The organism is Flavobacteriales bacterium, from assembly GCA_016715895.1.
In the GTDB taxonomy this organism is placed as follows: Bacteria; Bacteroidota; Bacteroidia; order Flavobacteriales_F; family PHOS-HE28; genus PHOS-HE28.
In genome coordinates this window covers 857,225-883,457 of the sequence record JADJXH010000004.1, presented here as the reverse complement: position 1 = coordinate 883,457, position 26,233 = coordinate 857,225, and the positions used below count along the sequence as shown (strand labels likewise).

The 26,233-nt window shown below is 67.1% G+C and carries 23 protein-coding genes; 13 read left to right on the top strand and 10 right to left on the bottom strand.

From position 1 onward, the window contains the following. Window positions 1-61 precede the first annotated feature (61 nt). From IPM49_12415 to IPM49_12370, 10 genes are all read left to right on the top strand, one after another. A complete protein-coding gene (locus IPM49_12415) occupies window positions 62-649 on the top strand; it encodes a hypothetical protein (GenBank protein MBK9275324.1) in 588 nt (195 codons plus the stop codon). Next, window positions 630-920, top strand: a complete 291-nt coding sequence (locus tag IPM49_12410) for a transcriptional regulator (GenBank protein ID MBK9275323.1) — start codon at window positions 630-632, stop codon at window positions 918-920. The genes IPM49_12415 and IPM49_12410 overlap by 20 nt, the downstream gene beginning before the upstream one ends. Then, window positions 917-1,414 carry a DUF2306 domain-containing protein gene (locus tag IPM49_12405; protein MBK9275322.1) on the top strand — a complete coding sequence of 166 codons (498 nt, stop codon included), beginning with the start codon at window positions 917-919 and terminating at the stop codon, window positions 1,412-1,414. Before IPM49_12410 ends, IPM49_12405 begins: the two co-directional genes overlap by 4 nt. Before the next feature lie 76 nt (window positions 1,415-1,490). After that, entirely contained in the window at window positions 1,491-2,444 is a 954-nt protein-coding gene (locus IPM49_12400; GenBank protein ID MBK9275321.1) for a hypothetical protein, read from the top strand. A 155-nt stretch (window positions 2,445-2,599) separates the two neighbouring features. Then, complete coding sequence (locus IPM49_12395; GenBank protein MBK9275320.1) at window positions 2,600-3,079, top strand: hypothetical protein; 480 nt, start codon at window positions 2,600-2,602, stop codon at window positions 3,077-3,079. Between the two features lie 3 nt (window positions 3,080-3,082). After that, a complete protein-coding gene (locus IPM49_12390; GenBank protein ID MBK9275319.1) occupies window positions 3,083-4,414 on the top strand; it encodes a hypothetical protein in 1,332 nt (443 codons plus the stop codon). A 3-nt stretch (window positions 4,415-4,417) separates the two neighbouring features. After that, window positions 4,418-5,353, top strand: coding sequence for a hypothetical protein (locus tag IPM49_12385; GenBank protein MBK9275318.1), 936 nt, complete (start codon window positions 4,418-4,420; stop codon window positions 5,351-5,353). Further along, on the top strand, window positions 5,350-5,799 hold the full coding sequence (locus IPM49_12380; GenBank protein ID MBK9275317.1) for a hypothetical protein: 450 nt from the start codon (window positions 5,350-5,352) through the stop codon (window positions 5,797-5,799). Before IPM49_12385 ends, IPM49_12380 begins: the two co-directional genes overlap by 4 nt. A gap of 3 nt (window positions 5,800-5,802) precedes the next feature. Beyond that, entirely contained in the window at window positions 5,803-9,270 is a 3,468-nt protein-coding gene (locus IPM49_12375; protein ID MBK9275316.1) for a gliding motility-associated C-terminal domain-containing protein, read from the top strand. After that, entirely contained in the window at window positions 9,267-10,298 is a 1,032-nt protein-coding gene (locus tag IPM49_12370; GenBank protein MBK9275315.1) for a PorP/SprF family type IX secretion system membrane protein, read from the top strand. Before IPM49_12375 ends, IPM49_12370 begins: the two co-directional genes overlap by 4 nt. Here IPM49_12370 and IPM49_12365 read toward each other — a convergent pair. The 3 genes from IPM49_12365 to IPM49_12355 form a co-directional block, all read right to left on the bottom strand. Next, the gene (locus IPM49_12365) at window positions 10,295-10,912 is read right to left on the bottom strand and encodes a chromophore lyase CpcT/CpeT (GenBank protein MBK9275314.1); all 618 of its coding nucleotides are present in this window, start codon (window positions 10,910-10,912) and stop codon (window positions 10,295-10,297) included. The genes IPM49_12370 and IPM49_12365 overlap by 4 nt on opposite strands. Before the next feature lie 33 nt (window positions 10,913-10,945). Then, a complete protein-coding gene (gene ispG / locus IPM49_12360) occupies window positions 10,946-12,892 on the bottom strand; it encodes a (E)-4-hydroxy-3-methylbut-2-enyl-diphosphate synthase (protein ID MBK9275313.1) in 1,947 nt (648 codons plus the stop codon). Window positions 12,893-12,991: 99 nt separating this feature from the next. Next, on the bottom strand, window positions 12,992-13,603 hold the full coding sequence (locus IPM49_12355) for a DUF4230 domain-containing protein (protein ID MBK9275312.1): 612 nt from the start codon (window positions 13,601-13,603) through the stop codon (window positions 12,992-12,994). 120 nt (window positions 13,604-13,723) lie between these two features. Between IPM49_12355 and IPM49_12350 the strand changes: the two genes are divergently transcribed. From IPM49_12350 to IPM49_12340, 3 genes are all read left to right on the top strand, one after another. Continuing rightward, window positions 13,724-15,505: a T9SS type A sorting domain-containing protein gene (locus IPM49_12350; GenBank protein ID MBK9275311.1), complete on the top strand. Its 1,782-nt coding sequence runs from the start codon at window positions 13,724-13,726 to the stop codon at window positions 15,503-15,505. 186 nt (window positions 15,506-15,691) lie between these two features. Continuing rightward, window positions 15,692-16,288 (top strand): redoxin domain-containing protein, encoded by a 597-nt coding sequence (locus IPM49_12345; protein MBK9275310.1) that lies wholly within the window; start codon window positions 15,692-15,694, stop codon window positions 16,286-16,288. A 2-nt stretch (window positions 16,289-16,290) separates the two neighbouring features. Continuing rightward, window positions 16,291-17,667, top strand: coding sequence for a hypothetical protein (locus IPM49_12340; protein MBK9275309.1), 1,377 nt, complete (start codon window positions 16,291-16,293; stop codon window positions 17,665-17,667). A 356-nt stretch (window positions 17,668-18,023) separates the two neighbouring features. Here IPM49_12340 and IPM49_12335 read toward each other — a convergent pair whose 3' ends face one another. The 7 genes from IPM49_12335 to IPM49_12305 form a co-directional block, all read right to left on the bottom strand. Further along, on the bottom strand, window positions 18,024-18,938 hold the full coding sequence (locus IPM49_12335; GenBank protein ID MBK9275308.1) for a DMT family transporter: 915 nt from the start codon (window positions 18,936-18,938) through the stop codon (window positions 18,024-18,026). 6 nt (window positions 18,939-18,944) lie between these two features. Next, window positions 18,945-19,523 carry a DUF502 domain-containing protein gene (locus tag IPM49_12330; GenBank protein ID MBK9275307.1) on the bottom strand — a complete coding sequence of 193 codons (579 nt, stop codon included), beginning with the start codon at window positions 19,521-19,523 and terminating at the stop codon, window positions 18,945-18,947. A gap of 152 nt (window positions 19,524-19,675) precedes the next feature. Further along, complete coding sequence (locus tag IPM49_12325; protein MBK9275306.1) at window positions 19,676-20,029, bottom strand: MmcQ/YjbR family DNA-binding protein; 354 nt, start codon at window positions 20,027-20,029, stop codon at window positions 19,676-19,678. Then, a complete protein-coding gene (locus tag IPM49_12320) occupies window positions 20,026-20,790 on the bottom strand; it encodes a cyclase family protein (GenBank protein MBK9275305.1) in 765 nt (254 codons plus the stop codon). Before IPM49_12320 ends, IPM49_12325 begins: the two co-directional genes overlap by 4 nt. Next, window positions 20,787-21,905 carry a radical SAM family heme chaperone HemW gene (gene hemW, locus IPM49_12315; GenBank protein MBK9275304.1) on the bottom strand — a complete coding sequence of 373 codons (1,119 nt, stop codon included), beginning with the start codon at window positions 21,903-21,905 and terminating at the stop codon, window positions 20,787-20,789. The genes IPM49_12320 and hemW overlap by 4 nt, the downstream gene beginning before the upstream one ends. A gap of 22 nt (window positions 21,906-21,927) precedes the next feature. After that, window positions 21,928-23,436 carry a HAMP domain-containing histidine kinase gene (locus IPM49_12310; protein MBK9275303.1) on the bottom strand — a complete coding sequence of 503 codons (1,509 nt, stop codon included), beginning with the start codon at window positions 23,434-23,436 and terminating at the stop codon, window positions 21,928-21,930. A 35-nt stretch (window positions 23,437-23,471) separates the two neighbouring features. After that, window positions 23,472-26,141 carry a hypothetical protein gene (locus IPM49_12305; GenBank protein MBK9275302.1) on the bottom strand — a complete coding sequence of 890 codons (2,670 nt, stop codon included), beginning with the start codon at window positions 26,139-26,141 and terminating at the stop codon, window positions 23,472-23,474. Between the last annotated feature and the right edge of the window lie 92 nt (window positions 26,142-26,233).

The following is a 26,233-nucleotide window of genomic DNA, read 5'->3' as shown; positions in this document are numbered from 1 at the left end:
AGCGCGGTATTTTGTTTATACCATAAACACAATTATGTTTGCACCATAAACAAGATCGACCATGGAGACCCCGATGACGCCTGAACAGAGCCTGCGGCTGATCGAGAGCATGATCGGCCAGGCCAAGAAGAGCTTCAGCAAACTGAGCTTCTACTTCCTCATGTGGGGGGTGCTGTTGACCCTGGCCATGGTCGCCACCTACGTGTTGCGCGACCAGCCCGATGCCTGGGGTCAGGGGGCTCCCTGGGGCATCGCAGGGATCCTTGGGGGCATCGTGAGCTCCGTTCATGGTGCGAGGCAGGGCCGTCGCGAGCCCGTGAACAATCCCATGGACGGCCTCATCGGCTGGCTGTGGTCCTCGTACGTCATCACCATGATGATCATGATCGTGGTCAGCGTGCTGGATCGACGTGATCCCGGGGCCATGGTCACGCTGCTCACGGGCATCCCCACGTTCATGACGGGCCAGATCCTCCGATTCCGTCCCCTCATCATTGGCGGCGTCCTCTTCTGGGTCGCCGGGATCGCCATGCACTTCAGCGACGACCCCCTCACGCTCACCCTGCTCTATTGCGGAGCCATGGTGTTCGGCTACATCATCCCGGGCCTGATGCTGAAACGCCAGGAGGATGCCCTTCGCACCGCTTGATCCCGTCCTGCACAACCAGTTGCGGCTGGCGGTGGTGAGCTTGCTCGTCTCCGTGGAGCGCGCGGACTTCAACTTCCTGCTGGAGAAGACCGGTGCCACGCGCGGCAACCTCAGTGTGCAGATCAGCAAGCTGAAGGAGGCCGGCTACATCCAGGTGACCAAGGGCATGCGCGACAACTATCCCAATACCATGTGCCGGTTGACACCGGAAGGGTTGCGTGCGTTCGAGGAATACGTGAAGGCGATCAAAGGATATCTGGGTCGACCATGAAGGAGATCGCTTCATACACGTTCCTCAGCTGGGCACACCTTGGTCCGGCCCTGCTGGCGATGGTGTTCGGCGCGCTGGTCCTGCTGCGCCGCAAGGGCACCCGGGGCCACCGGCGGACCGGATACGTGTATGTCGCCGGCATGGTGGTGTTGAACACCACCGCGTTCGGCATGTACCGGTTGTTCGGGACCTTCGGTCCGTTCCACGTGGCCGCCGTGGTGAGCGCGCTCACCGTGCTCGCTGGAATGCGCGCCATCCGGTCGCGGCCGCGCACCGTGCGCCAGGTGGAGTTGCACCTCGTCTTCATGTACTGGTCCGTGCTCGGGCTGTACGCGGCCTTCTTCTCCGAGGTGATGGTGCGCGTGCGCATCAATGCCACGTTCATGGTGCTGGTGTCGATCGCCACCGCAGCCACCATCCTCCTCGGCGCCCTGTTCCAGAACCGCCTCGTCCGCCGGTGGAGCGCCGAGGTGCAGGGCGCACGGCCCGAGTGACAGCCAGGTCGTCGACGGGCACACCCTGTTCGTCGAAGGAGGGCATCCCGGGCGGTTGGCCGCCGTTCAACCGGCCATGTTCTGCCGCACGGAGCACTGGGAACGCTGCGCCACCCTGCGCGCCACCGGCTGGTGGCTGCTGATGGTGTGTGTGCTGGCGCTGACGGCCTGCCGCAAGGAGCCCGAGGTGATCGGCGGCAACCAGGCCCCGAACTATGAAGGGGTGCCCACCGTGCTGGTGGAGAACTACGTGAACCGCCTGTTCATCGACCTGCTGGGACGCGAGCCGCTGGATGTGGAGATGAGCGCAGAGGTGGGCGCGCTGGAGGCCGCCGGCCTGTCGATGAGCGCACGCTCCGCGCTGGTGCAGAAGGTGATGACCAGCACGGCCTTCCTGGCGGACGACAGCAGCTACCGCAACAAGTTCTGCACGCGCCTCTACGAGTTGAGCAAGGCCCGCTTCCTGGAGGGGGTGAGCGACGAGGTCATCGATGGCTTCATCGGCAACGCCCAACAACAGGCCCTGGCCGATTCGCTGGGGGGCAACACCGCCGGCCTCAACGCCGCCAACACCACGCTCGGTCGCCTGCTCGCGCTCAAACGCAGCCGCACCGACCTCCGCGACGGTCTCATCGGCATCACCGAGATGATGCGCCGCATGGTGCTGAACGCGGTGTACGACGAGATCCACATGAACAGCTTCAATTATGTGAACGCCACCTTCGACAACCTGCTGCTGCGCTACCCCACGGACGCGGAGTTCGACATCGCCTACGGCATGGTGGAGCAGAACGCGGCAGGCGTGCTGTTCGGCGAGAGCGGGCAGAACAAGGGCGAGTACGCCGCGCTGATGAGCGGCAGCGCCGAGGCCCGCGAAGGACTGGTGCGCTGGTGCTATGTGACCTTCATGGGCCGCCTGCCGGACACGGACGAGACCGTGGCGGCGCTCGACGCGCTGGGCCCTTCCACGGATATCGAGGACCTGCTGCTGCGGATCCTCATCACCGATGAATACGCCAACCTCAACTGAACCATCAACACCATGGAACCGAAGATCCGAACCATCATCCAAGCCGCGCTGATCGTCATGGTCGTCGCCGCCATCGTCGTCGCCCGCCGCCCTGGCGGCCGTCCGGCCGCTGATGGCCTCCAGGCCACCGCGATGACCCGCTGAACCGCAGCGCCATGCGCACCCCCCTTCTCCTCGCCCTGATGCTGCTGCTGGTGGCCACGAGCTGCCGCAAGGAGCCGATCTATGAGCTGGACCAGGTGGACCTGCGTCCACCCAGCCCGGACAAGGACCAGCTCAAGACCAATGAGGAGTATGCGGCCATCCTGCACGCCAACCTCTTCCAGACCGGCCTCTCGGCCAATGCGCTCTTCGAGCTGGGGCAGTGCATCGAGAGCATCGGCGACAAGGAGCTGGCGCGCGAAGTGCTGATCAGCAACTTCATGAACAAGCCGGGGGTGATCCTGCCCTCGGACACGGCGATGCGCGCCGACCTGGACGCGTTCATCACCGATACCTACCGCCGGTTCCTGGTGCGCGATCCGTCCGAGGCGGAACGCACCTGGTTCCGCAATCTGATCACCGCGGACCCCAACATCACGTCCGAGCTGGTCTACTACGCGTTCGCGCTGAGCAACGAACACCTCTACTACTGAGCCATGGACCGTCGCCGATTCATCCGCAAGGCCGGGGCCGCCGCCGCCGCCGCGTTCGCCGCGCCCTACATCCTGCCCAGCGGCCGGTTGTTCGCGGCCAGCGGCGGGGGCCTGGCCCAGCATGTGGTGCTGGTGCTCTTCGCCGGCGGCGTGCGCCAGCAGGAGAGCGTGCTGCAGCGCTACCTGGCGGACAGCCAGGGCGAACCGTACGAGGGCAATGTGCTCTACAACATGCTGTCGGGCGCGCCGCCGGAGATGAAGATCGTGTACGGCACCGGGCTGGGTGGCATCAACCCCATCCCGTCGGTGCTGGGGCAATCCCTGCAGCAGCAGGGCACCCTGTTCCGGGAGATGCGTGCGGTGAGCACCGGCCACTTCGGCGGGCTGAACTCGCTGCTCCAGGGCAACACGGCCGCCACGCAGGGACTGCAGCAGAAGCCGCTCAACCCCACCATCTTCGAGTACCTGCGCCGCCATGCGGGCGTGCCGGCCAGCAAGTGCTGGTTCGTGGGCAACAGCATCGGTGGAAGCGTGCCCCTGCTCAACTACAGCGAGCACCCCACCTATGGCGCACGCTACGGGGCCAACTTCTTCGCACCGAACGTCACGTTCGGTCCCTTGGGGCAGCAGTACCTCGGTGATGCCAAGGTCTACCACCCCGAGGAGCAGCTCGGTCCGGTGTACGCCATGAAGGCCTTTCTCGACAACAGCTTCGAACATGTGGTGGATGCGCCCACGGGCATCGGGAACACGGCGGCCGAGAAGGCGGACATCAAGGCCTTCATGGCCGAGATGTTCCAGCGCACGCAGAACGGCGCCATCGCCCACCCGCCGGTGCACGACAACGGCGACCTCACCACCGTGGGCTACGCCTGCGAGGTGATCCGGTGGTTCCAGCCCACGCTCACGGTGGTGAACCTCAGCGGAGTGGACGGGTGCCACAGCAACTTCACCGGCTACCTGGCCAGCCTGCACCGTGCCGACCATGCGGTGGGCCACCTGTGGAACTTCATCCAGACCCAGGTGCCGGGCATGGCGGGCAACACCACCTTGATCGCGGTGCCCGAGTGCGGGCGCAACGACGACCCCAACGCGATCAAGGACCAGAACGACTGGTTCAGCTACGACCACAGCGACGCCAACGCGCGCCGGGTCTTCGGCCTGATGGCCGGTGCCGGGGTGCAGGCCGGGCTCCAGGTGGGCTCCGAAGGCTCGCCCGTGGGGCTCGTCACCGACGTGGTGCCCACGGTGGCCGAGCTGCTCGGCATCAAGAATGAGGTGCTCTCGGCCGGGCTGATCGACCCCCAGAGCATGAGCCTCTTCGACCGCATCTGAACCATGCGCGCCTCCATCCTCATCATCCTCAGCGCGGCGCTCGTTCTGGTCGCCTGTAAGAAGGAGGAGAACCCCTTTGACGCGATCGAACGGCCTGCAGAGGAGACCGTCACGCAGCTGCTTCCGCTGAGCAACTTCGCCGGGCTGCACCAGCGCATCTTCCGGCCCACCTGCGCGGTGAGCGGCTGCCATGACGGCACCTTCGAGCCGGAGTTCCGCTCCATCGCCGGTGCGTACAACTCGCTCGTGCTGCATCCGGTGACGGCGAACGACCCGCAGCAGAGCTTCACCTACCGCGTGGTGCCGGGCGATGCCCAGGCCTCCTTTCTGCACGAGCGGCTCACCGCCTTCGTGCCGAACACCAGCGGCATCATGCCGCTGGACCTGCTGCAGGACAGCGACTGGCCGGCGAACGAGCAGGCGTACATCGCGGCCATCACCGCATGGATCGAGGGTGGCGCCCTGGACATGTACGGCCAGCCGCCCGCCGTGGGCAACCAGCGACCGCAGGCCGTGGGCCTGAGGGCGGTGCCGGCCGGCACCACGGGCCCGGCCTACCCGCGGGCCACCGGTGTGGGGCTGCAGCCCATCGAGGTCCCCGCCGCGCCGATCGACCTGTGGTTCGCCTTCGCGGATGATGCCACCGCCCCCGCCGCGTTCACGCACAACACCTTCCGCGCCGCGCCATCGCTCGCGGCCTTCCCCACCGTGCCGGAGCAGCCGCTGCACACCGGCTCCACCTGTGCGGGAACCGACTTCAGCGGGGCCCCGGTCACCTTCACGCACCGCGCTGCGCTCGACCTCACCGGCATGAATTCCGGCAGCACGGTGTTCGTGCGGGCCTATGTGGATGACGGCGACCATGACACGGTGACGGAGGTGCCCAATGACGGCAGCAGCAACGAGGTGGTCACCCTCTTCACCCTGCGCATCCCATGAGGACCGCGATCGCTCTCGTATGGGTCCTGACCCTTGCGGCGTGCCGCAAGGAGGCCGCGCTGGACCCGGTGCCGGCGATCGAGCTGGTGAGCGTCGGCCCGCAGCAGGTCATGGCGTTCGATGAGGCGGTACGGGTGCGGTTCACCTATGCCGACGGCGATGGTGATCTGGGCACCGCCGACCCCGATGCGTATACGCTGTGGGTGAAGGACAGCCGGTTGGGTTCCGCTGATGGCTACCACATCCCTCCGCTGGCGCCGCCTGACGCGCAGGTGGCCATCCAGGGCGAACTGGAAGTGGAGCTGACCCCGCTCTTCTTGTTGGGCAACAGTGGCCAGGAGGTGATGAACTACAGCTTCTTCGTCACCGACCGCGCAGGGAACAGGAGCAACGAGCTCACCACCTCCGTCATCACCATCGTGGCGGACACCACACACGTACCGTGAGCCATGCGTCGCCTGCTCGCCGCGATCGCTGTCCTGAGCCAGGTGCCGCTGCACGCGCAGCTGCTGCCGGAGTTCAACATGGCGGACACCACGGTGACCCTGTGCAAGGGCATCCTGCTGGACAGTGAGGAGGGCCCCGGGGGCAACATCTACGGCAACAACGAGGACCTGGTCTTCACCATCGATGCGGGCAGCACGATCACGCTCGTGTTCCAGCCCACCTTCTGCCTGGAACAGGGGCTGGACCTGCTCACCTTCCACGACGGTCCCTCGATCACCAGTCCGCAGATCGGGCCAGCGTACTCGGGCATCGTGGCCCCGCCACCGATCGTGGCCACCAGCGGACAGCTCACCATCCATTTCGTGAGCGATGAGAACGTGGCGTACTGCGGGTTCGAAGCGCAATGGACCAGCGTGGCCGAGCCTCCCGTCCCGCCGGTGATGAGCGTGCCGGTCGCGCCGCTCTGTGCCGCCTCCGGCATCACCCTGCAGTTCAGCTACCCGATCCCGTGCGACTCCATCGATCCGGGCGCCTTCGTGGTCACCGGGTCCGGAGATCCGGCGGTCACCGGGGCCATGCCGGTCAACTGCACCGGAGGAGAGACCTCCACGGTACTGCTCGGCATCGATCCGCCCTTCGACCGCAACTGCCCGTACACGGTGGCCTTCACGCTGGGGTTGAAGGACCGCTGCGACTCGCTCTGGTACTTCACCCTGACCGCGAACACGCAGGTCACCACCTGTCCGCTCGGGGTGTTGCTGGAGGTGACGGACGACACGCTGTGCGCTGGGACCTGCACCACCCTGTTCGCCGACGTGCAGGGCTGCCTCACATACACCTTCAGCTGGGATCAGGGGATCAGCGGGGGTGCGGGGCCCCATCCGATCTGCCCCACCAGCACCACGACCTATTCCGTGCAGGTCACCGAAAATGGCACCGGCCAGACGGCGACGGGCTCGGTGACGGTGCTGGTGGACGATCCACAGATCGCGGCGCTGCCGGCGACCGTGTGCCAGTCGGCCGCGCCCTTCGACCTGCAGGCCACGCCGCCGGGCGGATTGTGGAGCGGGGCCGGTGTGCTGGACAGCCTGCTGGGCACCTTCGAACCGGACACCGCCGGCCCCGGCACCCACGTGCTCACCTACACGCTTCCCGGTGGTTGCGCCGATGCCATCACCCTGGTGGTGGACAGCATGGACGCCAGCTTCACGCACGCCGCCTGCCCGGGCGGTGCGCCGTTCCAGCTGCCCGACGCCACACCGATGGGCGGCACCTGGAGCGGGCCCTACGTGCAGCCCAACGGCCTCTTCGATCCGGCCGTCGCAGGCGCCTACCTGCTCACCTACACGGCCGGGGCGTGCAGCGATACGGTGACGGTGAACGTGGGCGACATTGTGGCGCAGACCCAGCTGGACACCGTGTGCCAGAGCACCTGGCCCTTCGCGATCGCCGCGCAGCCCTTCGGCGGGCGTTGGCGCGGCCCCGGCATCGTGGACAGCATCCAGGGTGTCTTCGATCCCGATGAGGCCGGTGGTGGTGACCATGTGATCGACTACGTGCTCCACGGCTGCGATGCGCAGTTCACCATCCACGTGAATCCGGTGGACATCGGAGGTGGCCGCAGCGCATGTCCGTCCCAGGGGCTGTTCACGCTTTCCCCCGCCCCCGTTCCGCCGGGCGGCCTGTGGAGCGGCGACGGCATCGTGGACCCGGTCGCGGGCACCTATGATCCCGTGCAAGCGGGCATGGGTTGGGATGAGCTGACCTACGCAGCACCGAACGGGTGCGTGGACACCATCGGCATCCTGGTGGGCTGGACCGAACTGAACGACGACACGCTCTTCTTCTGCGCCGGCGACGATGCGCTCGTGCTGAACGAACAAAGCACCGGCCGTACCCCCTGGGATGGCGTCTGGTCGGGACCCGGCATCGGCACCAACGCGGACGGCGATCCGGTCTTCGATCCGAACACGGCGGGGATCGGCGTGCATGTGCTGCACTACGATGCCATCACCTGCGGTGACACGATGCTGGCCATCGTGCATCCCGCGCAGCTGGTACCCGACCAGTTCACGGTCTGCAGTGCGGACGCACCCCTCCTGCTGGCCTCGGTGCCGCCGGGGGCGGACTGGCAGGGCACGGCGACATCCCCCTCCGGAAGCTTCGACCCGGCCGCGGCCGGCGAGGGTACGCATGTGGTGCACTTCACCACGCCGGCGGGATGTGCGGACAGCGTGACGGTCACCGTGCTGCTCTTCCAGCAGGCGTCCATCAGCGGGGTGGAGGACACCTACTGTTCCAACGATGTGCTTGTCGATGTGGCTCTTGCGCCGACCGGTGGCGTGCTCACCGGTCTGACGGACACGCTCTTCAACCCCGCCCAGCTTGCGGACGGCACCTACACCATCGAGTACACAGTGGGCAGCGGGAACTGCCAGAGCAGCACCAGCTTCACCTTCACCGACCATCCCGCGCTCACCACCCAGGTGGACGTGAGCACCAGCACGATCTGCGAGGAAGGGGGCAGCAGCATCACGGTGAACACCAGCGGCGGCCTTCCGGGGGGCTTCATCACCCACCAATGGAGCGATGGCCTGTTCCCGGTGCCCACGCAGAACGTGCAACCCATTGCCACCACCACCTACATCGTGGCCACCACCGATGGCTGCAGCGATCCGGTGGTGGATAGCATCACCATCACGGTGCATCCTCCGTTCCAGGAGGCCTTCACGTTCAGTGCGATGCAGTGCTACGGAGAGGCGGGTCACGTGGCCGGGACCGTGTCCGGCGATGGCACCTACACCTTCTCCTGGGCCACCGTTCCACCGCAGACAGGTGACAGTATCGCGCTGCCCGCCGGCACGGTCGTGAACGTGGAGGTGACGAACGACCAGACCGGGTGTGCGCATGACACGCTCATCCAGATCCCCAGCTGGCCCGCGGTCACCGCCCTGTTCAGCCCGAATCCGGATGAGCCCTGTGTGCCGTGGGATCAGCGCGAGATCACCTTCATTGACCTCAGCCTGAACGCCACGGGCGGCTATTGGGTGATCGCTGGTGACACCCTGCCGTACGCCTGGGGCACCGACCCGCAGTATGAACACGGTGTGGCGGGAACCTACAGCGTGCAGCTCGTGGTGTGGAACGACGGCGGCTGCACCGACAGCCTCGGCATGGACATCTGCATCCGCGACAGCGAGGCGGTCATCGTACCCGATGCGTTCAGCCCGAACGGCGATGGGGTGAACGACGTCCTCTTCGCCCGCGCCCCGGCCGCACTGGAGCTGGAGTTCGCCGTGTATGACCGCTGGGGCGCACAGGTGTTCCGCAGCACCACCACCGATCACGGCTGGGACGGCACGGCCGACGGGGCGCTCAGTCCCAGCGGCGTATACCTCTACACGCTGCGCGCCCGACTGGACGATGGGGCGATGGAGGAGCGCACCGGAAACATCACCCTGGTCCGATGAGCCGCACCACGCACCTCGCCCTGGGCCTTGGCGCCCTCCTGTTCTGCGGGGCACACGGGAGCGCGCAGGACGTGCATTTCAGTCAGTTCTTCGATGCCCCCCTGGTGTTGAACCCGGCCGTGGCGGGCGACATCGAGGGCGATCAACGCGTGGCACTGTTCCACCGCACCCAATGGCAGAGCGTGGGCAGCCCCTTCCGCACGCATGCGCTGAGCTATGATGTGCCTGTGTTCCGTGGCCGCATGCGCGGCCGCTATCTGGGTGTGGGCGTGCATGCCTTCAGTGACCGCGCGGGCAGCACCCGGTTCGGCGACACGCAGGGCAACCTCAGCGTATCCTATGCCTTGCGCAGCGGTGAGCGCACCTTGATCGCGTTGGGGCTGCAGGGCGGCTACGGACAGCGGAGCGCCGTGCTGAACGGCATGCGCTGGGACAGCCAGTACAACGGGGCGGGCTACGACCCCTCGCTGCCCAGCGGCGAAACGGCGGCCTCGAGCACCAGCGCGTTCATCGACCTGGGGGCGGGTCTGCTCTGCCGGGGTGAGACCATCGGCGGGTTGCAGTGGAGCTCGGGTCTGGCGGTGATGCACCTCAACCAGCCCGGCATCTCCCTCTTTGGTTCGGCGGAGGACCGCTTGTTGCGGCGCTACACGGCGCACGCGGAACTCCGCATCAGCGGTGACCGCTGGACCTGGATGCCCAAGGTGTACGTATCGCAACAGGGCGCTGCGCGCGAGGTCATCTTCGGCACCTTGATGCACCGCCGCATCGGCCAGGACTCGCGCTACACCACCGACAAGACAACCAGCGCCTTCCACCTCGGGCTGTTCTACCGCTGGAACGACGCGGTGGTGCCGATGCTGCGCTTTGAGCATCGCCGCAAGCTGGCCATCGGGCTCAGCTACGACATCAACGTGAGCCGGTTGCGCAGCAGCACGCACCTGCGCGGGGGCATGGAGATCAGCCTGCAGTGGGTGGGTGCGTTCAGCGACCAGCGGCGGGTGCTGCCCAAGGGGAGGGCGAACTAGCGCCGCTTGATGAAGACGTAGCCGCCCTTCTCCGCGCCCCACACCTGCGCACCAGCGGCGTTGTAGCCCCGGTCCCAGCTGATCATGCGGTCGGGCAGCAGGGTGACCTCGCTGGTGGCGTAGGTGGCACCGCTGCGTTGGTTGGGGCAGTCGCGCTCGTGGGTGCTGCCGATGTAGGTGCCGCCCCGGCGATGCAGGGTGATGGCGCAGCCCTCCAGCAGGCTCAGGGAGTCCGGGGAGAGGAGGGCGAGCCTGGCCGCGTCGGCATAGGCACCGAAGTGGCGCTCCCCACCGCGGATGCTGAAGATCTCGCTGGTGAAGGTGCTGTCGTTCACCTCGCTCAACCGGTAGATCCGCTGGCGGTAGGGCTTGCCCTTGCTGCTGGCCGTGGCCTGCTCCACGTAGAACCATGCGCCGTCCCTGCGCTTGGGCCAGATGCGCACCATCTCCAGTTCGATCTCGAAGTAGCTGGTGTCGGCCTGCGCCTGTGCGGCGCTGGTGTAGGAACCGGCCATGGTCATGGCCAGTTGTTCGAGGGCGCGGGTGCGCTGGGCGCTCGCGGACAGCTGTGCCAGGGCGGCGACCAAGGCGATGGAGAATGGAAGAAGGCGCATGGTGTGTTGCCGAAAGCTACTGCGCCGCCCGGTTCAGGCGGGCTCCACCCACATCCCATGCTCCTTGATCAGGCCGATCAGCTCGTCCACGGCCTTTTCGCTGGGCACATTGCGCTTCACCACCTCCTTCTCGCGATACAGGGTGATCACACCGGGGCCGGTACCCACGTAGCCGAAGTCGGCATCGGCCATCTCGCCCGGGCCGTTCACGATGCAGCCCATGATGCCGATCTTGACACCCTTCAGGTGGCTGGTCCGCGCACGGATCTTGGCCGTGGTCTCCTGCAGGTCGAAGAGGGTGCGCCCGCAGCTGGGACAGCTGATGTACTCGGTCTTGCTGATGCGGGTGCGCGTGGCCTGCAGGATGCCGAAGGCGGTGCGGTCCACCAGCTCGTCGCCGCCGCTGTTCTCAGGGCAGATCATCACCCCATCGCCCAGGCCATCGAGCAAGAGTGCGCCCATATCCGTGCTGGCATGCAGCATCAGGTGTTCGGGGTCGAGGTTCACATAGTCGCGTCCGATGATCACGGGCACCTCGCACTGGGCCTCCATCAAGCGGAAGAAGGCGGCACGCTGTTCGGCGTAGCCATGCTCGTTCAGCGTGTCGAGCAGCAGCACACAGCTCTCATCCTCGTCCAGCGCTTCAATGAGCTCGGGCGTCAGGTCCTTCAGCGTGGCGTACACGAAGTTGAGGTCGTGGTTCACGGGCACGTTGGCCAGCAGGTCGGCGGCGGTCACCAGCGGGTAGTGGCGCGGCTTGTGGCGGTCCTTCAGCCAGGTGGCGTGCTCCTGCACCACGCCCAGCGTGCCGGGGATCTCGAAGTCCAGGTGGTGGTCGCCGAGGAAGAGGTAGTCGCAGGCCTGGTCGGTGAGGTTCCACTTGTCCAGCGGCACGCTGTAGTGGTAGCCCCAGGGGAAGAGGGTGGCGGGGCTGATCTTCTTCTTGGTGCTGAGGTCGGCGATGACCACGGGCACGTGCCGCGCACCGATGTTGAGCACCTCGCGGGTATGCCGGCGGGCGTGGCTGAAGGGGTCGATGGGCACATGGTGCACCTCGGGGATCGGGTCGTGCCCGCGGCGCGCGCTGTAGCGGTCGGCCAGGGCCTTGGCCACGGGGATCTCGGCCTCGGGCTCCTCGGTGAGGCTCACCCGGATGGTGTCGCCCAGCCCGTCCTCCAGCAGCGCACCGATGCCCACGGCGCTCTTCACGCGGCCGTCCTCGCCGTCGCCGGCCTCGGTGACGCCCAGGTGCAGCGGGTAGTTCATGCCCTCGCGCAGCATGTGGTTCACCAGCAGCCGATAGGCCTGCACCATCACCTGCGGATTGCTGGCCTTCATGCTCAGCACGATCTCGTGGTAGTCCTCGTCGCGGCAGATGCGCAGGAACTCCATGGCGCTCTCCACCATGCCGAGCGGCGTGTCGCCGTAGCGATTGAGGATGCGGTCGCTGAGGCTGCCGTGGTTGGTGCCGATGCGCATGGCCGTGCCGTGCTCCTTGCAGATGCGCACCAGCGGAGTGAAGCGGTCGCGGATGCGGTCGAGCTCCTCCTGGTACTCCGCATCGGTGTACTCACGCACGTCAAACCGCTTCTTGTCGGCGTAGTTGCCGGGGTTCACCCGCACCTTCTCCACGATGCGGGCCGCGATCTCGGCCGCGTTGGGCGTGAAGTGGATGTCGGCCACCAGCGGTGTGCTGAAGCCGGCGGCGCGCAGCTGCCGGCGGATCTCGGCGAGGTTCTCGGCCTCCTTCTTCGAGGGCGCGGTGATGCGCACCAGTTCGCAGCCGGCCTCGATCATGCGGATGCTCTGCGCCACGGTGGCCGCAGTGTCCATCGTGTCCGTGGTGGTCATGCTCTGCACCCGGATGGGATGGTCGCCGCCGATGCCGATGTCACCGATGCGCACCGCCCGTGTCCGCCAGCGTTCGTAGCGGGTGAGCGAGGGGCAGTAGTGCCGCGCGGAAAGGGTGGCCGTGCTCATGCGAACGAAGGTAGGAACGCCGCGTGAGGCTGAATGTTCAAGTGTCAAATCACAAGTGCCAAGCATCAAGTCACAAGGACCGTGGCGCTTGGACACTTGTCACCTGCTCAGGGGCTTGGCGCCATCCCCCTCCACGAAGGTCCATCCCCCGTTCTCCACCACGGCGCGCAGCACCGCGAGGAACTCGTTCTTCTGTCCGGCGGCGGCCTCGAACAGACCGCTCTGCGGCAGGCGTTGCTCGATGCGGGCCTTGGCCTGCGCCTGCATGCGCGTGTGGTCCGCCGCGCTGAACTCGGCGAAGGCGCCCTCCTCGAGGTCGAAGTACTTCACATCGTGCTCCAGGGACAGCAGCTTCGGTGTGCCCAGGTCGGTGAGGCGAACGGTGCGCGTGGCCTCATCGAAGGTGAGCCCCAGGCCCTCGAGGTCGTAGCCCACCGAGGCGCGGGCCTTCACCAGCAGGATGGCCTGCTTGCGGTTCCAGCCCAGGTCCCTGGACCAGTCGAACCAGGCGGCGCTGTTGTCACTGTACGTGAACACCTCGCTGAGGTCGCCTTCCACCGTCACCAGCTTCAGCACCGGGCGGATGCGCTCCAGCAGGACGGTGCTCGACACCTCCTCGGCCGGTGGCGCGGGCCGGTACACCTCGCGGGTGATGAAGAAGACCAGCAGGGCCACGCCCAGCAGGAGCAGGAGACCGGTGGTGCGTTTCATGGTGCGGTGGCAAAGGTGGCACGGCGGCGCCGTAAGTCGCCTCTGAGCTGCCGTTGCCTGTTCTGACCGGTTGATCGTGGATCATACAAGGTAGTTTCATCACGGTAAGCTCCTGATCCCATGAAGACAACGCAGGCTTTGGCTTTATCAATGGCCCTGGGCTCTCTATCGTCCATGGCGCAGAGCTTCGATCACTTGGATGCGAACATGGTCCGGGCCCGATTCACGGCCCATGGCATGATCGGGCTTGATCGGAGCGTTGGCGAGCCGGATTTTGAGGTGCCCGTTGGAAGCGGGGCCCATGCGTTGTTCGCAGCCTCAATGTGGGTGGGTGGGTACGATACGCTTGGCAGCTTGCATCTTGCTGGCCTGCTGTTCGACCAGAACGGGCTGCCCGACTACGCCCCAGGACCGCTTACAACGGACGGCAGCGCATCGATCACTCCGGCCGTGTCAGCCCAGTATGATCAAGTGTTCAAGATCAAGGCTGTGGATGTTGCCCTGCACCAGGCCTACTACGATTGTTTGAACACGCCAGGATGCGATGTCAATGTTCAGTTCCCCGGGTATGTGATACCCCAAAGCTTCATTGACTGGCCAGGGAACGGTGACACCTTGGCTGGTCAGGCCGCCCGGTTGGCGCCATTCATCGATCTTGATGGTGACGGGCTGTATGAGCCAATCGCCGGTGATGCACCGTGCATCCACGGTGATGAAGCACTCTATTTCATGTTCAATGACATGCTGAACCCCCATGGCACGGGCGGTGCTCCCCTTGGTATCGAGGTCCATGCCATGCCCTTCGCATTCTATTCCACCGACGACGCGATCGCGCACACCCTCTTCATCAAATACCGGCTCATCAATCGAAGCGATGACCCCTATGAAATGGTCCGCATTGGTCTGTTCACCGACTATGACCTTGGATATGGTCGTGATGACTACGTGGGCTCTGATCCCGGAAGGAATCTCGGCTACGTGTACAACGCGGATACGCTGGATGAAACGACATCAACCTATACCGGATATGGGTCGATGCCACCCGCTTTTGGGACAACGCAGCTCAAAGGTCCGTTCCTGGAGCCTGATGGGTTTGACGATCCCGAAGGACCGGGTATACCCGCTTTCAATGGCTCTGGTTTTGGTGACCTGGTGGTCGACAATGAACGTCATGGTGTCGCGTACATGACCTACTTCAGCAATGACGCCACCGCCCGAGGCAATCCGAATACAGCCGAACAGTTCTTCGGTTATCTGAGCGGGTACTGGCGCGACGGAACACCGCTCTTCCATGGAGGCACTGGGCATTACTCCGATCCCGAGGCCACGACCGTTCCAGCGCGCTTTGCATTTCCAAGTTCTGAAGACCCACTTGGAGCGGGAACAGGTGGTCAGGTGATGGCTCCATGGGCGGAGCATTCATCAGGCAATCAACCGTGGGATAGGCGGATGGTCATGTCGGCCGGACCCGTGGAGCTGGATGCCGGAGAGGAGATCGAACTTGTCTACGCGTTCGTGTTCGCCCGCCCAGGATCCAATGGGCTGATGAGCAGCGTTCTGCGGCTACAGGAAAGGGTGGATTCGGTACAGGCTTTTTACAATGATCTGCCGGAGGCGTGCAACGGAGCGGGATCTCAGGTGGGTTTGGAGGAACACACAGACCGTGGACCTGTCGTATTTCCCGTTCCGGCCGAAGATCGTCTGACCTTAAGGCTTGAGGTCCCGGGTCCAGTGGAATTGGTCGTGTACGATATGCTCGGCGTGGAGTGCTTGAGAGGGCGCGATACCGGGGATCTGATCCAGATCGACCTTTCGGAGCTTGGTCAAGGCTCGTATCTGTTGCATGTTGCTCAAGGCGAGGTGAGCCATGTTGTTCCGTTCATGAAGATCACGACCAGATAGGGAAGATCATCATGCAACCGAGGATCCGGTTCACCCCTCCACCTCCTCGGCCGGTGGCGCGGGCCGGTACACCTCGCGGGTGATGAAGAAGACCAGCAGGGCCACGCCCAGCAGGAGCAGGAGACCGGTGGTGCGTTTCATGGTGCGGTGGCAAAGGTGGCACGGCGGCGCCGATACCTTTGGCCGATGCGCCACGGATGGCTGTTCACCACGTGCGTCGTGGGTCTTCTGTTGGCCGGATGCGGCGCAACATCCCGTGTGGACCTGGACACGCTGCGGACCATGGAGCACCGGCTCGCGGATGGCGCGGTCGTGGCGGGTCGATCGCTTTTCGGAGCGGGCCACACCTTGGTGCTGACCCTGGATCCCGAGTGCCCGCTCTGCCTGATGCACGCGCCCGAGCTGGCCACGCTGGTGCCCGATGATGGGCTGCACATCGTGGGGCTGTATGCGTCGCCGTCCATCGTCCCCGACAGCGCGCGGGCCTTCGCCGAACGGAACGGGTTCCGCTTTCCGCAGGTGATGGACCCGGCCTGTGCGATCGCACAGGCGTTGGAGGCGGTGGTCACCCCCGAGGCGTTCCTCCTGGCGGCGGACGGCTCGGTGCTGTACCGGGGCGCCATCGACGATCGCGCACAGCGGGCCGGGCGCAAGAAGCCCGAGGCCACCCACCACCATCTGCGCGATGCGCTCGCGGCCGTGCGGCGGGGTGGACGTCCTGCCGTGGCCCATGTGCGGGCCGTCGGTTGTTTCCTGGAGTGCATGGACGCGCAGGAACCATGAGGATGCGGACCGCGGTGGGGATCTGGGGCCTGCTGCTGCTGGCCATGCCGGGTTGTGGCCCGGAGGATCCGGTGGATGCGGTGGTGAACCTGCCGGACATGGTGACCTATGCCGACCACATCGCTCCGCTGATCGGCGCGCACTGCATGCCCTGCCACAGCCCGGGACATGCCGGGCCCTTCGCGCTCACCACCTATGCGGAAGTGCGGCGCAAGGCCCGCACCGTGGGCCATGTCACGCGCGAACGGTTCATGCCCCCATGGCCGGCGGACACGGCGTACAGCCGCTTTCTGGGTGAACGCGTGCTCACCGCCGCACAGATCGCCCTCCTCGGAAAGTGGGTGGAGCAGGGCATGCCGCCGGGCGACACGGCTTCCTTGCGGACCATGCCTCCGGTGCGGGAGTTCGCCGGGCTTGGTCCTCCGGACCTGGTGGTGCCGGTTCCCGGCGCCTTCACCGTGCCGGGGGATGGCCGCGACCGCTTCATCATCACCAAGGCGCCCTTCGAGCTGCCGCGCGACACTTTCCTGCGGGCCGTGGCCTTCGTGCCGGGCGATCGCCGTCTGGTGCACCACATGAACGGCGCGTTGATCAACTACCCCGAGGGCGCCAAGGCCGATGTGTTCGCCGGAAGCGCCTTCCTGGATGCCGAGCAGCAGGGCGGGCCGACGGCTTTCGCGCAGCTGGGGCTGGCCAACGATGACGGCAGCTGGCCGCCGTTGGTGCCCAGCGCCGTCAACTACCTGCCCGGACTGGACCCCCTGGTGCTGCCCGATGGGCTCGGCGGTCTGCACCTGGCGCGCAAGGGCGCCTTCCTGCTCAACACGGTGCACTACGGCCCCAGCGATCGCGAAGCGGTGGACCGCAGCAGCTTCCACCTCTGGTTCGCGCCGCGAGCGCCGGAGCGGCCGCTGCAGGAACTGGCCCTGGGCAGCACACATACCCCCGTGGTGCCTCCCCTGCATCTCTCGCCCGGAGAGGTGCGCACCTTCAGCACACGGCTCCCTGTGCCCAAGGCGATCAGCGTGCTCTCCGTCAACCCGCACATGCACCTGTTGGGCACGCGGTTCACGGCGTACGCGCTGCGCGGTGCGGACACCATTCCGTTGGTACGGATCAAGGACTGGGACTTCCGCTGGCAGTATGCCTACACGTTCGGGAGGCCGGTGATCCTGCGGCCGGGCGACATCATCGTGGCCGAGGGCACCTTCGACAACCGCGCGGAGAATCCGCATCAGCCCTTCGATCCGCCGCAGGAGGTGCGGGGCAGCGACAGCCGGTTCATGCGCACCACCGATGAGATGTTCCAGTTCTTCCTCACCTACGTGGATCACCTGGCGGGGGATGAGGACGTGAAGCTGGGAGGGAGCGGGGAGTGACGCGTAGCGAGTACCGAGTGGTGAGTGGCGAGTGAAGCACCATGAGGGCATTCACTCGCCACTCGGTGCGTTCGGTCGTGCGTGGGCACTCGCTACTCGTCACTCGGTGCGTTCGGTCGTGCGTGGGCACTCGCTACTCGTCACTCGGTGCGTTCGGTCGTGCGTGGGCACTCGCTACTCGTCACTCGGTGCGTTCGGTCGTGCGTGGGCACTCGCTACTCGTCACTCGGTGCTTTCGGTCGTGCGTGGGCACTCGCCACTCGCCACTCGGTGCTTTCGGTCGTGCGTGGGCACTCGCTACTCGCCCCTCGGTGCGTTAGCGTGTGGGTGGGCACTCGCTACTCGCCCCTCCCCGCTCACACCTGCGCCAGGGGATCCGGTTCGGTGACCTCGCTCGCGCGCTTGCCGCGCTGCAGCCAGCCGTTGATGAAGAGGCAGCCGAGGATGAGGGCGACGCCCAGGTAGGAGCCCACGGTGAGCTTCTCCTCCGCGCCCCAGATGAGCAGCGCGAAGATGATGGTGTACACGGGCTCCAGGTTCACGGTGAGCATCACGGTGAAGGGGCTGAGCTGGCGCATGACGGCGATGCCGGCCACGAAGGCGAAGGTGGTGCAGACGAGCCCCAGCAACAACTGATAGATGATGTCGCTGACCGGCAACTGCCAGAGCGGTGGCGCCAGATCACCCGTGACAAGGCCGTAGAGGGCCAGGGCCGCCACCACGCTCACCATCTCGTAGAAGCCGATGCGCAGGGCGTTGTCGCGTTGGATGAGCACGCCGTTCACCACGTTGAACCAGGCGCTGAGCAGGGCGCTGAGGGTGGCCACGGCGATGCCCAGCCGGTGCTGCACCTCCAGCCCGAAGATGAGCAGCAGGGCGGCTACCACCACGATGCCGAGCACCACCTCGCTCACGCGGATGCGGCGCTTGAACCAGAAGGGTTCCATGAGCGCGGTGAACACCGTGCTGGTGCTGAGGCACGCGGCGGCGATGCTGGCGGTGCTGAGCTTGATGGCGCCGTAGAAGGTGATCCAATGCCCCAGGATGATGAGCCCCACCAGCAGGTAGTTCGCCAGGCCCGGGGTGCGCGGCGAAAGGCTCCGGCGCGTGGCCAGCGCCACCACGGCAAGTCCCAACGCGCCGATCACCGTGCGCGTGTACACCAGGTGCAGGGTGGGCTGCTGGATCAGCTTGCCCAGGATGCCGGTGAAGCCCCACACGAACACGGTGACGTGCAGCAGCACGAGCGCATTGCGGTGGGCGGTGGGCATGGCGGCTCAGTGCGCGTCGTCGTCCACCTTGGCCACGCCACCGCTCACCACGAACTTCATCACGTCCGCCGCGCGGGCATCTATCGGCGTCACGTTCCGCGCCGGCACGATGTACAGGTTGCCGCTCCACGCGAAGCTGTGGGGCAGGTACACGGCCACCTTGCCTTCGGGGATGCCCAGGTGGGCGAGGTCATCCTCGGTGATGAAGCCGAGCTTCTCCACGTCACTGCCCAAGGCCATGCGCACCAGCACAGGGCGGTCGAAGCGCTTCTTGTTGCCCACCACGGCCTCCACCAGGTCCTTGATGGCGCCATAGAAGGTCTTCAGGAAGGGGATCCGCTTGAGCACCTCCTCGCCGAATTCGGCCACGGGTTGATACAGGATGGTGCTGCCCAACCAGCCGAAGAGGGTGAGGCCCACCAGCAGGGTGAGCAGGCCCAGGCCCGGGATCTCGATGGGGATGATGCCGTCCAGAAAGGACAGCGCCTTCCACAGGCCCCAGATGAGCACGGTGACCGGCACCACCAGCAGCAGGCCGCGGAGGAAGTAGCCCAGCAGGACGCGGCCGATGCGGCGGGAGCTCATGGTGGTGGCAAAGGTAGCCGCAGAGGCGCAGAGGGAATGACCGGCGGGCGATGGTTACGAGCCAGGACGCGACAGGCGCGAAGGGAGTGTCGGGCCCGCGGAAGTACGTGATTGACCGGAGGCGCTTCTGTGCGTCTCCGCGCCCCTGCGGCCTAAGGCCTCTCGAGTTCCTCCCGCACCTTCTTCGGCAGGGAGGCACGCACCCGCTCGTAGCTGTGGCGGGCCAGCTCCAGCAGCAGGCGGTGGGGCACGCTGCCATCCGTGCGTACCGTGTTCCAGTGGCGCTTGTTCATGTGGTAGCCCGGGGTGATGCCGGGGTGCTGCTCGCGCAGGTCGATGGCGCGTTCGGGATCGCACTTCAGGTTCACGCTCTCGAAGGTGTCCACGTCCATCAGGGCGAAGATGCGCCCGCCCACGCGGAAGGCCAGCACCTCGGGCCCAAAGGGCAGGTCCTCACTGAACCCCGGGAAGGTGGCGCAGTGGGCGCGGAACTCCTCCAGCGTCATGGCAGCAGCGCGTAGAGGACGGGCCGGCTGGGGGCGGCGTCGTTCATCCAATGCGCCAGCTGCAGCTCCAGCAGGTAGCGGCCGTCGGGCACCGCGTCGGGCACGTGCAGCAGTTCGGTGATGGTGCGCGTGGTGTCCACCGTGGCGGGGAAGTCCCAGAAGGCATGGTGCGCCGCCAGCACGCCACCGTCCTCCTCGCGGTCCACGCTGGGCAGGTCCACCAGCAGGTGCTTCACCCCGATGCTGCGCAACCAGGCGGTGGCGGTGCTCTGCAGGTAGGCGGGGTTGCTGCCGCACCAGTCGCGCGTGTCCTTGCCGGGGGCGTTGGGCAGGGTGCGCAGCACCAGGGCCTCGCGCGGCCGCTCGTCCAGCACGTTGCGCAGCTGCTCCAGGGTGATCACCTGGTCGGTGCGGCCATCGGGCGCGCGGCGTTGTTCGGGGCGCAGGCTCACCACCTCGGCGGTGAAGAAGAAGCGGTCGAGCAGGCAGCCCACGGGGGTGATGGCGGCGTCGAGGTGGCCCACGCTCTCGGTGTGGGTGCCGTGGCCGTGGGGATTGACGAACACGTTGCGGAAGTTCACCGGAGCGCCGGCGCTCACCGCGAAGGTGCGGTCGCCCATCACCACGGGCTCCATGCGAACGGGGTCCACGTACCAGGCGCGCAGCCGGCCTTCGCCGGAGTGCAGGGGCAGGCTGAGGTCGATGGGCCGGCCCAGGTCCACGCGGAAGCGGCGTCCGTGGTGTTCGATGTCGGCGATCATGCCTCGGCGAAGAGCTCCATCGCGATGCGGTCCGCGAAGTGCCTTCCGCGTTCGGTCAAAACTAACCGCCCGCCTTCCAGCTGCGCGAGGCCCTGCGCCACGTAGTGCACGATCCGCTGCTCATTCCGCGGGCGGACGTCCACCGGCAGCGCATCGAGCTGCACGCCTCGGTGGGTGCGGAGCCCGGTGAGGAGCAGCTCGTTGGTGCGCTGCACCGGGGTGAGCGTTTCCGTTTCGCTGAACGGCTCCCCTTTTTCGACGGCGGCGGTGTAGCGCGCATTGTTCGCCACGTTCCACCGGCGCGTGGTTCCGCTGAAGCTGTGCGCGGCGGGCCCGATGCCCAGGTAGGGCACGCCCTCCCAGTAGCTGCTGTTGTGGCGGCTGAAGTGGCCCGGACGCCCGAAGTTGCTGATCTCGTAGTGCACCAGTCCGGCGGCCTTCATGCGCACCATGAGGTGGTCGAACTGGGCGGCGGTGGCCTCATCATCCGCAGGCACCGTGCGGCCCTGCCTCACCTGATGGGCCAGGGCGGTGCGCGGCTCCACGGTGAGGGCGTAGGCGCTGAGGTGCGGCATGCCGTGGTCCAGCGCGATGGTGAGCTGCTCGTCCCATTCGGCGAGGGTCATGCCCGGCAGGCCGTAGATGAGGTCGATGGTCCAGGACATGAAGCCGGCGTGGGCGATGAGGGCGATGCTGCGCAGCGCCTGCTCCGCATCGTGGGCACGGCCCATCCACGCCAGGCGGTCCGCACGGAAGCTCTGGGTGCCCAGGCTCAGGCGTGTGATGCCCATCGCCTGCCACGCGGCGAGCCGTTCGGCGGTGATGTCATCGGGGTTCGCCTCCAGGGTCACCTCGGCATCGGGCCTCACGCGCAGCAGGTCGTGCGCCAGCTGCAGGAACGAGGCGATGCGCGCGGGTTCCAGCAGGCTGGGGGTGCCGCCGCCGAAGTAGATCGTGTCCACCGGTGCGTCGCCGAGCTCCCGCGCGCGCTGGATCAGTTCGCGTTCCATCGCGTCCAACAGCCCTTCGCGTCCGCGCATGGATGTACTGAAGTGGAAGTCACAGTACGTGCAGGCCTTCTTGCAGAACGGGATGTGGAAGTACAGACCGGACATCGTCTGAGCAGGAGCAGGGAGCTCAGCCTTTCAACGTGATCCTGAACGTGGTGCCCTTCCCAGGCGCGCTGCGCTTGACGACGATGCGGCCGCCGTGGTACTGTTCGATGATGCGCTTGCTGAGCGAGAGCCCCAAACCCCAGCCCCGCTTCTTGGTGGTGAAGCCGGGCTGGAACACCGTGCGGTGCTGCGCAGCGGGGATGCCCTTGCCGGTGTCGGTGACGTCCACATGCACGGCATCGTCCTCACGCTCGATGGCGAGCGTGATGGAGCCCTCGCCCTCCATGGCATCGATGGCGTTGCGGATGAGGTTCTCGATCACCCAGCTGAAGAGCGGTCGGTTGAGGGGCACCAGCAGCTCGGGGTCGGGCGGGGCCTGCACCTCGATGCGGGCCTTGCTGGGCAGGCGCGGACGCAGGTAGAGCACCGTGGCGCGCAGGGTGTGGTAGAGCTTCTCGGGCGTGAGCTCCGGAGCGCTGCCGATCTTGCTGAAGCGCTCGGTGATCACCTCCAGCCGGTCCACGTCCTTGCGCATCTCGGTGAGGGCGGCGGGGTCCACGCCGCGGCTCTTGAGCAGTTCCATCCACGCCATCAGGGAGCTGAGCGGGGTGCCCAGCTGGTGCGCGGTCTCCTTGGCCATGCCCACCCACACCTGGTTCTGCTCGGCGTTGCGGAAGATGCTGAAGAGGGCGTAGCTCACCAGCAGGAAGAGGCCGATGATGACCAGCTGCACGTAGGGGAAGTAGCGCAGCTGGGTGATGACGAGCGACTCCTCGAAGTAGATGTAGTGGCGGCCCTGGCCGGCGAGGGTGACCTCCAGGGGGCGGTTGCGCGCGGCCATCTCGGCGAGCTTGGCGGCCAGCAGGGCGGGGTCGCGCAGCACCAGGCTGTCCACGTTGCCGCTCTCCACCACACGGCCGCCGGTGCTGTCGGTGAGGATCACGGGCACGGCGGCGGTGTTCATCACCGTTTCGCTGATGAACGAGCGGATGATGCCGTCCATCACCTCCTCGAGCTCGCGCAGCAGGCGGCTGTCCTGGTAGTGCAGGTATTGCTTCTGCGTACCATAGACGGCGATCTCCACGGGTTTGCGGCGGGCGGCCATGTCGGCCACGGCCTGGTGCAGGCGCTCGGGGTCGGCGCTCACCAGGCTGTCCAGGTTGCGGTGGAACTTCACCTCCCCGCGGGCATCGGTGATCACCACGGGCACGGTGGTGTTGTCGCTCACCACCTTGAGGAAGAAGGAGAGGTCGCCGGGTTCGGCGGCGCCCACCAGGCGCAGCATGGCCTCGGCCCAGAGCTCCACCTTCTTGCGCTCCTCCTCGCGCAGGCGGGCGAAGAGGCGGTCGGTGAGGTTCACCAGACGGGCGCGGTTCTGCACGGCCTCGGCCCAGAGCTCCACCTTGCGGCGCTCCTCCTCGCGCACCTTGTCCACGATGCGGTTGCTGTACCACAGCGAGGCGATGACGATGAGCAGGGCGGCCAGGGCCAGCACCAGCTTCCAGCGCTGTTTGCGGGAGTAGAGGTCCACGGGTTCGGTCCGTGAAGATGGGGCTTCCGCGCGGCTCAGGGCTCCACCTCGATCACCACGGGGGGCGGTTCCTCCTCGCGGCGGCGGCGTTCGGGACGGGGCGCGGGCTCCTGCTCCGGGGTGTCGGCATCGTCCGGATGCTCCACCTGAAAGCGCACGGTGCCGGCCGTGGCGGTGCGCTCGTCGCGGGTGTCGAGGTCCTTGCGGAACAGGGCTTTCAGCTCCTGTTTCTCCTGCTGCCATTGGCGGCCACGGCGGGCGGCGGCCATCTCCGGGTCGGTGCTGAAGGTGGGGTCGCCGGCCAGTCCCTGCATGCGCAGGAAGAGCCGCGGGCCGGTACCGTCGTCCACCACGGGGCCGAACTCGTCCTGCGGCGGTGCCCCGCGCACCAGGTCGCCCAGGCGGAAGTTGAGGCGGTGGTCGATGCGGTCGTCGAAGCCGTGCACCCCGCTGAGCTCGATGTCCAGCGCGCTGCTCTTCACCTCCATCAGGGGGATGCGCACCTGCCGGTCGCGGATCTCCACGCGGTTCTCCAAGCGGGCGAAGCGCACCTCGGCGAGGCGGCGCGCCAGCTGGTCGGCGTCGAGCATCAGGCCGGCGAGCTTGTTGCGCTTCACGTAGGTGGCCACCTCCATCAGCGGGGCATGGCCCTTCAGCACGCCCTGCTCCACCACCACGTCCGCCGTGCAGGTCAGCCGGTCCAGGTCGAAGTGCAGGTCAGGCCGCAGGGGGGCGTCGAAGCGCACCTCGGCGCGGCAGGTGCCCTGCAGGTGGCGCTGGCCGATGAAGTCCTGGCCGAAGTCCTTGAACTCGGCGAAGAGGCGGTGCACGTCGATGCCGCTGAGGGAGGCGCGCACGGCCAGCGGGTAGGCGGCGGTGGTGCCTCCGTCCAGGGTGATGGCGCCGCCCACGGTGCCGCCGGCGGTGGTGAAGCGCACGGGCTCGGCGCGCAGCATGCGGTCGGCCAGCACCACGCGGCCGGTGATGCCGGTGGCGGTGAAGGCGTCGTACACCAGCTCGTCCACGCGCACGTCGAGGTCCAGCGCCAGGGCCGCGGGCAGGGCGAGGTTGGCGGGGCCGCTGCCGCCGCCGGTGATCCAGCGGGCCAGGTCGATGCGGGTGGCCGAACCTTGGGCGGTGATGGCCAGGCGCTGGCCGTCCAGCAGCAGGTAGGGCACCAGGCCGTGCAGCGTGCCGCTCAGGTCGAGGCGGTCGCCCTGCACGGTGGCCGTAAGCCGCTGCACGCGGGCATCGGGCCCGGCCAGGGCCAGGTCGGCATCCACGGCGGTGATGGCCAGGCCTGCGCCGCGCAGGCCAAGGGAGGCGCCGTGCAGGCTGGCGGTGCCGCCGATGGCCAGGCCCTGCAGGTCGCGGGCCCTCAGACCGGCGAGACGGGGCAGCGGGCCTTTCGCGGTGAGGTCGGCGCGGAGGCGACCCTCGGCGTGCTGCAGGCTGTCCAGCCGCACGAAGCGCAGCAGCTCACCCAGCTCCAGGTCGGCCTTCAGCCCGGCATCCACCTGGGCCTTGGCGCCGCCGCGCAGGTGCAGGTGGCCGGCCAGGGAGCCGCCGCCGGAGCGGGCGCGCAGTTCGCGCACCTTCAGTTCGGCCAGCGTGCCGTCGCCGGTGAGGGCCAGGTCGGCCCAGCCGTGCACCTTGTCGAAGGTGGCGCCGCTGGTCTGCTCGCGGAAGCGGCCGTCGCGCACGGCCAGCTGCACGGCCAGCGCCGGGGGGGTGCGACCGCCGATGGTGCCGGCGTAGCGGGCCACCACATCGGCCTCCCCTTTCAGGCCATAGGGGCGCAGGGGGCGCGTGAGCTCCGGCGGAAGCAACGCCAGCAGGCGCTCCAGGTCGCACTGGTCGCCGGCGGCGCGCAGGTCCAGGAAGAGGCCATCGGCCTCGGGCACCACGGCCAGGGTGCTGGTGAGGCGCACACCGCCGCTGGTCACCTCGCCGTTGGTGATGCGGAAGGCGTTGTCGGCGTCGCCGAAGGTCATGGTGAGCAGCACCTCCGCTTCGCGGTCGGCCAGGATGCGGGTGCGGCCCTGGTGCCAGTCGATCAGGTGCACATGGCCCTCGGTGCGCAGGCTGTTGGGCCCATCGCCCAGGGTGCCGCGCAGGGCGATGCGGTCGCTGGCACCGACCACCTCCGTGCCGCTGCCCCCGTGGCGGTAGCGCACCCACAGGTCCTCCAGGGTGAGCCGCTCCAGGGGCAGCCGTCCGGTGGCGGTGCTGTCGCTGCGCCAGATGCGGTAGTTGGGCCGGCCCTGGGCATCGTGGGCGATGTGGGCGCGCACCCCCTCGCCGTGGATTCGGCGGATGCCGTAGCTGCCGGTGAGCAGCTCCGAGAGGTTGAAGTCCAGGAAGAGGTCCTCGGCGTAGAGCAGGCTGTCGGCCGCGGCGCTGTCGGCGCGCACCTCGCGCACGAACACGCCGTGCAGGTGGAGGCTGGCCTTGGGGAAGCGGCGCAGCAGGGTGAGGTCGATGTGCTGCACCTGCACGGGCGTGGCCAGCTGCGCGTTCAGCAGGCCCAGCAGGCGGGCCTTCACCTCGTCCTCGTACAGGGTGGCCACCACCGCCAGGGCCCCGGCGCAGAGGACCAGCAGCGCGCTGCCCCACAGGAGGGCGCGGCGGACGAAGCGGGAGAACACCTTCAACAAAGGTCCGGGGGTGCAGGGGCCTGCCGACGCGGCGCGGGCGCGGCTCATCCACAGGCGCGTGTTACCACCGAATAACGTGCCAGGGGGCGCGCTGGTCTGTCGTGCACAGGCGGGTTACCTTCGCGGCCCTGCCCCGGGCG